General features: G+C 35.5%; 11 protein-coding genes and 1 pseudogene. 5 read left to right on the top strand and 7 right to left on the bottom strand.

The features are described from left to right. The 3 genes and pseudogenes from AACZ49_RS04675 to AACZ49_RS04665 form a co-directional block, all read right to left on the bottom strand. Positions 1–769: pseudogene (locus AACZ49_RS04675) on the bottom strand (hypothetical protein); the annotation flags it as partial. A 1,506-nt stretch (positions 770–2,275) separates the two neighbouring features. Further along, positions 2,276–2,614: a family 1 glycosylhydrolase gene (locus AACZ49_RS04670; protein ID WP_339652170.1), complete on the bottom strand. Its 339-nt coding sequence runs from the start codon at positions 2,612–2,614 to the stop codon at positions 2,276–2,278. Further along, entirely contained in the window at positions 2,586–2,909 is a 324-nt protein-coding gene (locus AACZ49_RS04665) for a family 1 glycosylhydrolase (protein ID WP_339652168.1), read from the bottom strand. Before AACZ49_RS04665 ends, AACZ49_RS04670 begins: the two co-directional genes overlap by 29 nt. 430 nt (positions 2,910–3,339) lie before the next feature. Between AACZ49_RS04665 and tnpA the strand changes: the two genes are divergently transcribed. After that, positions 3,340–3,801: an IS200/IS605 family transposase gene (gene tnpA / locus AACZ49_RS04660; protein ID WP_339652165.1), complete on the top strand. Its 462-nt coding sequence runs from the start codon at positions 3,340–3,342 to the stop codon at positions 3,799–3,801. Here tnpA and AACZ49_RS04655 read toward each other — a convergent pair. The 3 genes from AACZ49_RS04655 to AACZ49_RS04645 all read right to left on the bottom strand — a co-directional run bounded on the left by AACZ49_RS04655 (position 3,793) and on the right by AACZ49_RS04645 (position 5,292). After that, complete coding sequence (locus AACZ49_RS04655) at positions 3,793–4,086, bottom strand: glycosyltransferase family protein (protein WP_339652207.1); 294 nt, start codon at positions 4,084–4,086, stop codon at positions 3,793–3,795. The two genes, tnpA and AACZ49_RS04655, sit on opposite strands and share 9 nt — an antisense overlap. 644 nt (positions 4,087–4,730) lie before the next feature. After that, positions 4,731–5,012, bottom strand: a complete 282-nt coding sequence (locus AACZ49_RS04650; protein WP_339652163.1) for a hypothetical protein — start codon at positions 5,010–5,012, stop codon at positions 4,731–4,733. Between the two features lie 94 nt (positions 5,013–5,106). Further along, positions 5,107–5,292 (bottom strand): hypothetical protein, encoded by a 186-nt coding sequence (locus AACZ49_RS04645; protein WP_339652161.1) that lies wholly within the window; start codon positions 5,290–5,292, stop codon positions 5,107–5,109. 634 nt (positions 5,293–5,926) lie between these two features. Here AACZ49_RS04645 and AACZ49_RS04640 point away from each other — a divergent pair. From AACZ49_RS04640 to AACZ49_RS04630, 3 genes are read left to right on the top strand one after another with little or no spacing between them, the layout of a single operon-like run. After that, a complete protein-coding gene (locus AACZ49_RS04640) occupies positions 5,927–7,222 on the top strand; it encodes a DUF5690 family protein (protein ID WP_339652159.1) in 1,296 nt (431 codons plus the stop codon). Further along, positions 7,215–8,372 carry a TIGR03364 family FAD-dependent oxidoreductase gene (locus AACZ49_RS04635; protein ID WP_339652156.1) on the top strand — a complete coding sequence of 386 codons (1,158 nt, stop codon included), beginning with the start codon at positions 7,215–7,217 and terminating at the stop codon, positions 8,370–8,372. The genes AACZ49_RS04640 and AACZ49_RS04635 overlap by 8 nt, the downstream gene beginning before the upstream one ends. A 1-nt stretch (position 8,373) precedes the next feature. Beyond that, a complete protein-coding gene (locus AACZ49_RS04630) occupies positions 8,374–9,057 on the top strand; it encodes a phosphonatase-like hydrolase (RefSeq protein ID WP_339652153.1) in 684 nt (227 codons plus the stop codon). Between the two features lie 124 nt (positions 9,058–9,181). On the opposite strand, the gene AACZ49_RS04625 is transcribed toward AACZ49_RS04630, so the two are convergent. After that, positions 9,182–9,748, bottom strand: a complete 567-nt coding sequence (locus AACZ49_RS04625; protein WP_339652151.1) for an XRE family transcriptional regulator — start codon at positions 9,746–9,748, stop codon at positions 9,182–9,184. Between the two features lie 260 nt (positions 9,749–10,008). Between AACZ49_RS04625 and AACZ49_RS04620 the strand changes: the two genes are divergently transcribed. After that, positions 10,009–13,188 carry a SusC/RagA family TonB-linked outer membrane protein gene (locus tag AACZ49_RS04620; RefSeq protein WP_339652149.1) on the top strand — a complete coding sequence of 1,060 codons (3,180 nt, stop codon included), beginning with the start codon at positions 10,009–10,011 and terminating at the stop codon, positions 13,186–13,188. The last annotated feature ends 16 nt before the right edge of the window (positions 13,189–13,204 follow it).

Genomic DNA, 13,204 nt, shown 5'->3' with positions numbered 1-13,204 from the left:
CATCGATTTCGTTATCGTCACCATCTTGTTCGATATCACTCTCGTTGTCTTCACCATCTTGCTCAACATCGATTTCGTTATCGTCACCATCTTGTTCGATATCACTCTCGTTGTCTTCACCGTCTTGCTCAACATCTATTTCGTTGTCTTCGCCGCTTTGCTCGATATCGCTCTCATTACCAGTGCCGTCTTGCTCAACATCTATTTCGTTGTCTTCACCTCTTTGCTCGATATCGCTCTCGTTCTCTTTGCCTTCTTGCTCAACATCTATTTCATTGTCTTCGCCTCTTTGCTCAATATCACTGCTATTACCTGCAATTCGATCATCATCGTCATCATCTCTTTTGTAATGATCATCATCGTCATCATCACGACTTACTGCAGAAGACTCTTGGTCTACGGTAATAGTGTTATTCTCGCCAGTCTGTTCTATATCGGAATAGTTGTTATAACCTTCTTGTTCAACAGTAGAGGTTAAATCATTTCCGTCCTCGCCTTGTTGATCGATTTTGGCAATGTTGGCTTTACCATCTTGATCAACGGTAGAAATGATGTTATCATTACCAATTTGAAAAACAGTTGAAGAGTTTTTATCGCCCTTCTGTAATACCGTAGATTTAACTTCGACCTCTCTTTTGTCATCGATTCTCTCAAATCTTGGGTTGTCTTTTTGGTCATCATTGCTTTTTTGTCTACGACCATCATTTTGTTGTGCCATGGCCATGGATGCTACTAATAGTGCCGCAGCACTTAAAACTACTTTTTTCATAATATTAATGTTTACAGTTTAAAATTTATTTTAAACATAGCTTTAATAGTGGTGTTATAAAGGCTTGTATTTCTAGAACAAGCTGTTATATGACCAACAGAAAAATTAAATTGTAGTTCATGATAAAATTAACGTTCTTTTATATTGATACTTCTGTCCAGCCCCAGGTTAATGAGCAGGTGTAAAAACACTTTTACTATCTATATAAAAATATATTCGTTAATTTAATCTGGTAAGAGTTCTGGGGGAACTATATTTCAAATTAAATATTCATTTTATTTATCTATCGTTAAGTCAACATTATAAAAGTTGTATAAATGCTGAACTAAAAGGATAGTCTTGTCATTTGGTTTTGGTTTTTATTTATTCTAACATTTTTTTTAATCTATTTACACAAGGTCAGTATTCGATAAAATATGTTGACTGATGCACCGAGTCAAAATATTGAAAATTATAGCTTTGCATAGCTGGATCAAATATCGTCACGTTTTATCGTATTGTTAGTTGACTTTTAGTTGAACGGTAAATTTGTCTAGATGTAATGTAAATTTGTAAGATTTGTAGTATGTTTTGTATGTAAATGAATTACATAGTATAGAGAGATTTAGGATGATAAGATTAAGAGATGCCACCGCTATTGAAGGATTTAAGACTGTTTTATGAAAATAAGGGGATTAATTTACTTTTTGGAGTGTACCATACTAAGTGAATTCCTAAGTAGAAATGCACAATAAAAATGGGCAACATAGTTCGTATTCAAAGATCCATTTTTTACATGGCAAGTCAACCCATAGGTATTGGTGTTGTTGAATGACCAAAAAAGGAGTACGACTTGATGGATTTTATCGGTCTTTAGATGCTTTTTTTGCTCTAAATTAGCTATGAGCCTAAGGCTCAAATCAGCTGTATCGGCATGTTTGATTTTTAATAATTTACGCTTTTTTCGCCGCTTCCCTATACCTTTATGGTAAGGTTTTTTCTATTCCATTCATTCGTAATAATACTTTTTAAAAGGGTATTGGTTGAATATTTAATGATGACCTATACCCAGTTTCTGCATGTATTTTTGAATTATTAATACAGGCGATTCTAGGTATCGACTTTGAATATTTTTTATATAGGCAATAATTTTGTCATTTGCCCTTATGTTATTTCGGTCAAAGCGCATCCTTTAAAACTTATGAACACCAACTATTTCAAGGCAACTAAAAGGAATGGTGTTCGCTTTGGGTTTTACTGATATGAAGAATTTTAATTATTGATATTCAATTAGTTGAAAAAAAGCAAACTTCAAAACAGAATCAAATTTTGAATTACTAATATATGATTTCTTCATGAGGCTAATGTGAAGCTAAAAACGCACTATACCACTTTTCAGAGTCTTTTATGATTCTAGTTTGATCTTGAAAATCAACATAAATCTGTCCAAATCGAGGGTGATAACCCTCTGCCTATTCGAAATTATCTGTAAATGTCTAGGCAAAATAACCATCTACTTTAAATCCGTCAGCTTTTACTTTTTTTACCTGTTCTAAATAGCGCCTTATGTGTAAAAACCCGGTCCATATCCTTAATTTTTCCATTTTTAATATCATCTTTAAAGGCGGTACCATACTTTGTTATTATTATCTTATTGATCTTATCATATTGTTTGAATTGCGCGATCATGGCATAAATGCTTGGTGGATATACTTCCCATTTCATCTGTGTTATACTTACTTTTAGCTTATGAGCCTTAACTATCTTTGCTTTTAGATAGGGTACAAAATAATTATGCTTTACAACTTCGCGGGTATAGTTCTGTATGCCTATAAAATCAAAATCGAAAACACATTTTTTTTGCATCCTCAGGTTTTTGATATTTTTTCAATCGCTTTAGAATAGGAACCACCTCTTTAGGGTAGCCCATGCCAAGCAAAGGCACTAGAAATAGTGTAGTAAGTAAGGAATTTGCCTTTTGGGCAGCCTGTATATCTTTGTTCTTATTAGAATATGGGGTTATCTGCGAGCACGAAAAGCTGGTGCCAATAGTGCTATTAGGTACTAATGAACGAAGAATTCTACCTCCTAATGCTTGGCATAGCAGCGTATAATAAACTGCGGGTAAAAAATTAGAAAGCTCCTTTCTTCCAGGGGGCATTCCCCCCTAAAAAATATCCTACACCGGCAAAGACCATGGGTTCATTAAGTACGATCCAATTTTTTACCCGATCACCAAATATAGAGGCTGCAATTTTTATAATTCTTCAAACCAAATATAAGATATCCCTATTGGTCAATCCCCCCCCCCTCCTTTTTTTCTTCTAAACATTTCGGTAAATCCAAGTGATATAGTGTGATCCATGGGGTATTGCCACATTCTAAACAAGAATCTATGACCTTATTAAAGAAATTAATTCCTTCTTCATTTATGTAACCAATTCCGTAGGTTAGAATTCTTGACCATGAAAGGGAACATCTAAAATCGTGTATATTCATGGTATTCATTAAATAGATGTCTTCTCGATAGTTATTCTAAGAAGGTTTTTTAATACCCCGAGGCTTGCCTCGCACGGGGAAAAATAGTAATCTTGAGCTTTAGCTCAAGCACCCATATTCATAAAAGCCATAATGTTTCATTGTTGTTATGCCATTTGGTTTGTTCAACAAAGTATCTTCGATTTGTTTTGAGTCCAAAAGTTGATCGTATTTTGAAACGTACCTGTTTGGATATTGAAGATAGGTATGAGATTCATTATCTGGAAATTGGTTCTGATATGGATCATATTCATTTTCTACTTCAAAGTGTTCCTTCCTATAGTCCTACCAAGATAGCACGGACAATAAAGAGTATTACGGCCAAAGAGATATTCGCAGAAGCTCCCGGGGTTAAAAGAGCGCTTTGGGGTGGTGCTTTTTGGGGAAGCGGATATTATATTAATACGATTGCTAGGCATAGTAATGAAAAGGTAATTGCTCAGTATGTAAAGAATCAAGGAAAAAAGGAGGAGTATGGAATATTACCTAAAACCAACCAGCTAAACTTATTCTAACATAATGCCTCGGGGCTTGCCCCGAGGATTATTTACTTTTTCGACGTGTTTTGTTTTTAATGATTTTATAACGGGTACGCCCATTTCTTTAAGCGCAGCCACATTACATTGCTGCTCATATTGTCCTTTTATAGGAATGACCATAAGTTTTTTACCTAAAAATAGCGCCTCTTCCGGGGTCTCAAAACCAGCTCCGCACAAAATACCCGTACTACTTGCAACGCTCTTAATAAATACTTTATTATCTATAGTGCGTTTGGTGATGTGGCCCCAATTAGATTTTATGTTATTGTGTTTTGAAAAACTTCCCAGTGGGTATTTTTTTATGTTCTAAAGTGCCTTTAAAATTCTTTTGTCGCTATAGTAGGGAAGATAAACTTTATTATGGTTTTCGTTGGTAATACCAATATTGAGTATTTCTTGACGTATGACAGGAGTGAAAATTCGGTCTCCATAATTATGGAAATGAAAGCCATATTGACTTGTAGTAAGAGCATATTTTTTTAAGGATTAAATTACCTAAAAGATGACTTTTTTAGATTTAGGGGCGTAAGAGGAAATCACTGCTGCTTGGTGGCTAAGGCTTACGCAAGGGATGTTCTTTAATTTACAGGACCTAGCAGAAACTGGTTCAAAATCATTGATAACCACGTCATAGTCACCAATAGGAAGGCTTTTGATTTCTTTTTGTAAACGGGTGGCATTTGTTTTTAAATAGGTACACCACCTTTTTTGCCAAAAATAAAGCTCCAGCCCCTTAATTGATATTTTATTGGATAGGGAAGACCGACATCTGCCTGCGTACCACTAACTAAAATATCTAGTTCAATATTCTTTTTGAAGTAGTGGAATAATGTCGCGTACCCGGCTTAGATGGCCATTACCAGTTCCTTGTATAGCATATAATACCCTCATACCCGTTGTGTCAACTATAATTTATGTTCTATTTGTGGGGAGTTCATCTCTTTGAACTCGTTCATGATACTTTGAAAGAGTTCATTTTTTTCTAAGATATCAACAGGGTCGTTAACATCCATATCGAAACTTTTAAGCAAAATATCTTTCTCATAAGAATACAGTTTCCATTGGCCCTTATGGTACTCTAATGAGGTTAGGTTTTCTACCCAATCTCCCGAATTTAAATATTTTACCGAACCCTTTTCGGTTTGTATCTGTTTTATTTCCGGTTGATGAATATGGCCACAAACCACATAATCGAATGCATTTTCAATAGCAATATCGGCAGCTACTGTTTCAAAATCATTAATGAATTTAACTGCTGATTTAACGCTATTTTTAATTTTTCTAGATAGAGAAACAGGCTCTTTCCCAAATTTTTTTATAACAAAAATTATCGGCGCTGTTCAATAGTATCAAGGAGTCATATCCAATAGCCCCAAGTTTGGCCAGCCACTTAGAATGTTGCATGGTATCATCAAAAACATCGCCATGAAAAATCCAATCTTTCTTGCCATCTAAATTGAGTACCATTTTGTTTGAAATATGGAAGGAACCTAATGTGAAACCTAAAAATTTTCAGAGCATCTCATCATGGTTTCCCGCTATATAATGCACCTTTACCCCCTTCTTGGGTATTAATTACATTACTGGTTTTACCACTTTTATATGAGACTTTGGCCAAAACCGCTTTTTGAACTGCCATATGTAAACAATATATCCATTAAGCACAATCTGTTTTGGTTTCATGGACTTCAAGTATTTAATGAGTTCATTTGCGTGGCATCTATACGTACCCAAATGGATATCGGAAATGACCACTAAATCGACCGGTCTTTTTTTTCATGATAGTGGGGATGAAATTAGTGAGTCCAACCTCTTTACATTTGAATAAGTGAATTTTGGGTGTGTGTGGCGAGAAACTGCTCTGAAAAGTAAAATGATAAATCAAAATTATCTCCATCCAAAAGGAATTCGTTTGAACGAAGGTTGTTAATATTAACTGCTTTTGTATCAAAAAGGTTTTAACACTAGGTTATAAAATTGTTACCAAGAACATAGGTTGCCTTAACTTTTTATAACAATCTAATAATATTAATAAGTTTACAAATAGTAAAATATTAAATAATATAGCGGTATAATTTTACTATTTGTAAATATATTTTAGATGCCCCTAGTAAATACAAAATCAAGAATAAAGCTCTTTCTCAATGGTGCCTTTGCTTCTTTCGGACTCTACTTTTGTATGTATGCATTTAGAAAACCATTCACCGTGGCAACTTTTGACGGACTTGTACTTTTTGGTATTGACTATAAAATTTTGCTTATTCTAGCTCAGGTAATCGGGTATATGCTTTCTAAATTTATTGGGATCAAGGTTGTATCTACATTGAAACCCCAAAATAGGGTCGCTTATTTAACAGGGATGATTTTGGTAGCAGAGCTTACACTTATTCTTTTTGGTGCTATACCGAGTCCGTATAATTTTACACTCTTATTTTTTAATGGACTTTCGCTCGGTATGGTTTGGGGTATCGTATTCTCTTTTGTAGAAGGTAGAAAAATGACCGAAATTTTAAGTATTATCTTATGCTCGAGTTTTATTGTTTCCAGTGGTGCGGTAAAATCTGTTGGTTTATGGGTCATGAAAACCTATACCGTAACTGAATTTTGGATGCCTTCTATTACAGGAGGGTTATTTTTAATACCCTTCTTTATTTGCCTATTTCTTTTACAAAGATTGCCTGGGCCAACCGTCGAGGATAAATTGTTGCGGAAAGAGCGAAAACCTATGAATGGCATGGACCGTAAAAAAGTACTGATTCAATTTTTGTTTCCGCTAATAGTGTTAATCTTTTTTTATACGGCCCTAACCGCTTTACGAGATTTTAGGGATAATTTCTCAAGAGAAATTTGGGATAGTATTGGATATAAGGGCGATTCAGCAATTTATACGCTTTCAGAACTACCCATTGCAGTGCTTGTTTTAGTGATGCTCGGTCTCTTTGGTTTAATTAAAAGTAATTACAAAGCTTTTATAGGTTTTCATATAGTCTTGGTTTTTTTCAGCGCACTAATTGGAACGGCTACTTTTTTGTTCCAACAAGAAATTCTTTCCCCTGTTTTATGGATGATTGCCGTAGGGTTTGGATTGTATGCCTGTTATGTGCCTTTTAACTGTATATTTTTTGACAGAATGATTGCTACTTTTAGTATTAAGGGAAACGCGGGTTTTCTTATTTATTTGGCAGATTCGTTCGGCTATTTGGGTAGTATGGGTGTTTTATTATATAAAAATTTTGGTAATACTAACATGTCATGGCTACAGTTTTTTATGGGAGCAACCTATTGTATAGCAGGTTTGGGTATTACAATTTCTCTTGCTTCCCTTTATTATTTTAAAAGAAAATACAAAAATGAAAAAACGAATTTTCAATTTAATCTCCCTATTTTAAATGGCTGATGTAGAATATGATTTAGTGGTAGTAGGCGGTGGGGTACTAGGTACGTTTCATGCTTACCATGCGCTTAAAAAAGGACTTAGGGTAGTTTTGTTGGAAAAAGATGGGCAGCCCCTAGGGGCTACCGTGCGTAATTTTGGACAAGTAGTGCCTTCTGGAATGAATACAAAGTGGCAGGAGTATGGGCGTAAAAGTCTTAAAATTTATAAAAAAATACAGGCCAAGTGTGATATTGGTTTACGGCAAGAAGGATCAATTTATTTAGCCTCCAATGAAGAAGAAATTCAATTATTAGAAGAGCTGAAAGCCATAAATAAGGCTAACGAATATACCTCTATTTTATTTACGAAAACGGAGTGTTTAAAGCGGTATCCAGGATTGAACGAGAATTATGTTAAGGCGGGTTTGTTTTTTCCCGAAGAGATAACCGTCGAACCTCGTACCATGATCATAAGCGTGCATAAATACCTAAAGAAAAAAGGGTTACCTATTTTTTATAATACCCAGGTCATTGAATGCAATACCATTGGAAATATAATAAGCATAAATATAGCCGATGGTCGTGTATTTACATCTGCCAAGGTTATTATTTGTAACGGTAGTGATTTTAGAACCTTGTATCCCCAAATGTTTGCCGCAAGCGATTTAGAAATATCAAAACTGCAAATGATGCAAACAAAACCACAGGGAAATTATAGAATTACGGGGTCGGTCTTAACCGGATTATCCATTCGTCGTTACGAGGCTTTCGCGGAATGTGCTTCGTACTTTAAAATAAAATCTAAAGAGGCATTAAAGAGTCCGGAGAAAAAATGGGGCGTTCATATTCTATTTAAACAGGCTATGGATGGTTCCGTTATATTAGGAGATTCTCACGAATATGCCGACGCTGAAAATATGGATAACCTAGGATTTCACCTAAATATGGAAATTGATAATCTTATACTTGAAAAGGCAAAGGAGATTTTCCAGTTACCAACGTATGAGATAGACCAACGCTGGTTTGGAATGTATTCTCAATGTAAAAATTCTGATATCTTCGAAAGAACTATTGATGAAAATATACATATAGTAACCGGTATTGGTGGTAAGGGAATGACCGGTAGCGCTGGGTTCGCAAAACATAACATTAATCAACTTTTTAATATTTAACATGCATATTATAAAATTAGCCGTTTTCGATATGGCAGGTACAGTAGTAAATGAAAATAATGTCGTTTACAAAACTTTACAAAAAGCTATTAATGCAGGAGGCTTTCAATTAGACTTAGATTTTGTTTTAAAACATGGTGCAGGAAAGGAAAAACACCAAGCAATAAAAGACATTATAGAAGCTGAGATAGGAAATGTTGATACCACTTTAGCGGCCTCTATTTTTGAAGATTTTAAAAAGTTGTTGGTCTATGCATATAAAAATATTACTGTTACTAGTTATGAAGGAGTAGAGGAAATGCTTTATGCTTTGAAAGAAAACGGAATTAAAGTGGCTCTAAATACAGGGTACGATACCAATACGGCACAGTTATTATTAACTAAAATGGGTTGGAGCATTGGAAAAGAGTATGATTTTCTTGTCACTGCAGATGATGTGATCTTGGGCAGACCGAACCCTGATATGATAATTGAAGCAATGATGGAGCTAAATGTGCAAAATGAAGAGTTTGTATTAAAAGTTGGGGATTCTATTATAGATGTCGAGGAAGGTAAAAATGCCAATTGCGGGGTAACGATAGGGGTTACCACGGGTGCACACACCCGTAAGCAGTTGTTAAGTGCTAACCCTACCTATGTGTTAGATAGTTTAGCTGAATTAAAGAATCTTATAAAGTTTGGGTAGTTTCTTAAGTTGTTTGATGTACGTAACAGACATCAGAAATATAGGTTGATTAATCTAGTGTCAGTTCCAGTGAATTTCGAGGCACGAGAAATTAGTATCGAGAACCTATGGAACACGTTGGATTCTATATAAAAAAGTAAAGTACCAACATCGTAGCGGTACTTTTACTCCGGTTTTCAGGTACATGTGCAATTCTGCCATCAAAGAAAATAGAATCGCCTTCTTTTAAAAGTATTTCTTCATCATCAATAACATAGTAACACTCCCCAGAGAGCATGTATTTGAATTCGTAGGCATCTGTATGTACCTTTTCTCTTTTTGAATTTGGGTGTACCTTTAATAATACGGCTTCAAAACCCAAAGAGTTGATTTGTTTTCCAAAAATATAGGAGTATGAAAAGCCAACGGCATCATCCTCTTTCTCAATGACCGTATTTTCTTCTTTTCGTGATATAATATATTTAGAACCGTTTGCTTTAGGTAATCCACTAAAGAAATCGGTAACCTCTATATCCAAAGAACTAATAATTTTTAAAAGTACGGGTAACGATGGTATGGTTCTTCCGTTTTCTATCCTAGAAATTAGTCCAGATGTTACACCAGCTCTCATGGCAATTTCACTAATGGTCAAATTCCCATTTTTACGAATTTCCTTGATCCGTTTTCCAATACCGATAAGATAATCATCCATTCATATGTGTTCTCGTACAAACATAGCGAAAAATAAAATTTATCTTTTTTATAGTTGGTCATATGCAGCAAACCACCATTTTAAAAGGGGTTTACATTAACCTTACATTTTGCATATTTGTAAATAATATTTCACTAACTTTCAGATAACCTTAAGGCTCTAATGGTAGCAATTGCTTAATGTATATAATACAATACATTAGTTTTTCATTTAGATATTTGTTCGTAATAATAAACCAAAGTTTACAAATACGAATAAAAATGAAAAGAACACTATTAATTGCATTATTTGCTATCATGGCAAGTTTTGTTTCACATTCCCAAACTATTTTTATGGGTACTGTGTTAGATGAAAACCAAGTTCCATTACCTGGTGCCACTGTTGTGGTTAAGGGTACTACAAACGGTGTTGCTACCGATTTCGATGGAAAATTCAAAATTGAACTAAATAGTTCAAGTGACATTTTGGTAGTATCCTATATAGGGTATATTAAAAAGGAATTCGATGTCACTGGAAAAAATTCGGGTACGATAGCATTAGAGCCAGACTCGCAACAGCTAGATGAGGTTGTAGTGACCGCATTAGGTATTGAGCGCGAGAAGAAATCGTTGGGGTATGCCTCGCAAGAACTGGACAACGAAGAGGTTGTTCAAGCAAGGGAGCCTAATCTTTTAAATAGCATGTCTGGTAAGGTAGCCGGACTACAGATTACGAATAGCCCAACGGGGTTAGGGGGTTCTGCAAGGGTCTCCATTCGGGGCGATGCGTCATTAAATATTAATGGGAATTCTCCTTTATTTATTGTTGATGGTACACCTATTAGTAATGAAATTGTGGGTTCTAACGGCTCAGGAACACAAGATGTGGATTATGGTAATGGTGCAGCAGAGATTAATCCACAAGATATCGAATCGATAAATGTATTAAAAGGACCAGCAGCTGCGGCACTATACGGTTCAAGAGCAGCAAACGGAGCAATAATTATAACAACTAAAAAAGGAAAATCGCAAAGTAGTAAACTAGGGGTATCCTTTAATACAGGTATTACTGTCGAGAATGTATTGATGTTGCCAGATTGGCAAAATGAATACGGACAAGGGAACAACCAACAGTTTTCCTTCGTAGATGGTAGTGGTTCTGGTATTGCCGATGGGGTTGATGAAAGCTGGGGTCCACGCTTAGATACTGGACTCATGATTCCTCAATTCGATTCTCCAAGAGCAGATGGTACACGTGGTGGTGATACATTTGTGAGTGATTCACCTATTACACCAACTCCATGGGTATCTCAACCCGATAATACTAAAGATTTTTTCGAAACAGGTATTACCAAAACAAACAGTATTGCAATTTCAAAATCGGGTGAAATGGGTAATATGAGGCTGTCTTTTCAAAACCTTGACCAAGAAGGGACCTTGCCGAATACCGAATTAAAAAGAAATACCTTGAGTTTAACAGGAACCATGAATGTTTCTGAAAAAGTAAAGGTGAATGCTAATATCAATTATGTGAAAACGGATAGTGATAATAGACCGGCCGTAGGTTATGGTACAGAAAGTATTATGTATCTATTTATATGGTATGGTCGTCAGTTAAACACTAATAATTTAAGAGATTATTGGCAGCCAGGTTTAGAAGGTAGCCAACAGTTTAATTATAATTATAACTACCATGACAATCCTTACTTTACCATGTATGAAAATACGAATGCACAAGATAAGGACCGTATGTTCGGTAATGTAAGCCTTACATATGATATCAGTGAAAACTGGAAATTATTATTGCGTAGTGGTCGTGATTTTTATAGGGATTTTAGGGTTCGTAAAAGAGCTTTTAGTACACAACGTTTCCCATTTGGCACCTACCAAGAAGATAATGTGTTTTTTGAAGAGAGCAATTCTGATTTCTTGTTGAGCTATGATAAAACATTCGGTGAAAAGTTCAATTTGAATGTATCTGTAGGTGGTAACCAATTACGGCAAAAGCAAGATTTTACGAAAAGTGTAGCTCCACAATTGATAAACCCAGGTGTTTATTCTTTTAATAATAGTAGACAAGCGGTTCAGGTGAGTTCTAACAACAGCGAAAAGCGTATTAACAGTTTATACGGTTACGCACGATTTGCGTATGACAATGTGTTGTTCATGGATGTTACCGGCAGAAATGATTGGTCTAGTACATTACCGGAAGGGAATAACTCGTACTTCTACCCTTCAGTGACCCTAAGTGCCATTGCTAGCGATATATTTAATATGCCAGAATGGGTTTCTTTTGCGAAAGTAAGAGCCGCTTATGCTGAGGTGGGTAATGATACCGATGCTTATAGATTAAGAAGCTTTTATCAAAATGAGACTCCGTTCGATGGTTCTACACCAATTTTGACCGAATCATCATTGATACCAAATGCCAACTTGAAACCAGAAATTACAGGTTCTTACGAGTTTGGTTTGGACCTACGATTTTTTCAAAGCAGGGTAAACTTAGACCTTACCTATTACGATAGTGCTACCAAAAACCAGATCATAAATATCAGTACAGATATTGCAAGTGGCTACAGTAGCCAATTGATTAATGCTGGTGAAGTTCGTAACTACGGTTTTGAAGCTATCGCCAACTTTGTACCGGTTCTTACAGATAATTTTAAATGGAGTTCAACCTTCAATTTTGCGACCAACCAGAGTGAAGTGACCGATTTAGGTGATGACATTCAATTTACCTTAACCGAAAGAAACGGTGCTTTTATACAAGCTCGTGAAGGTGGTTCTATCAGTGCAATTTACGGCAGGGGTTTTCAACGTGTAACTGATGAAAACAGTGAATTCTTCGGGCAGAAAATCATCAATAATCAAGGTATTCCTGTTCGTACCGATGATTTGGTTTATCAAGGTGATTATGCACCAGATTTTACATTGGGTATTCAGAACACATTTAAGTATAAGAATGTTGATTTTGGTTTCTTGATAGACACTAGACAAGGTGGTATTGTTGTTTCTCGTACCAAAACAATAGGTAGTACTTCTGGTCAATTAAAAGAAACATTGGAAGGTAGAGAAACAGGAATTGTTGCCGATGGTGTTGTGAACACAGGTTCTGATGCTAGTCCTGTTTATGTTCCTAATACTGTAAATGTTGATGCGAGAACGTACAACAATAGATACTATGAAAGGGATAATGTTGAAGCTGCCAAGTACGATGCGTCATATACAAAGTTGCGTGAAGTTTCTTTAGGGTATTCTTTTCCAAAGCGAATCATAGACCAATTACCTATTTCAAATGCACGTTTTTCTGTAACAGGAAGAAACTTAATCTTATGGACCGATAATCCGCATTTTGATCCAGAAACTGTGGGTGTATCCGGTGGTACTTTGCAACCAGGTATTGAGAACATGTCTTACCCAAGTTCACGTTCGTTCACCTTCAACCTTCAGGTTAATTTCTAAAAGAAGAAGAAACTAT

It is taken from the genome of uncultured Maribacter sp., from assembly GCF_963975365.1.
GTDB lineage: Bacteria > Bacteroidota > Bacteroidia > Flavobacteriales > Flavobacteriaceae > Maribacter.
This window is presented reverse-complemented; position numbering and strand designations above follow the sequence as displayed.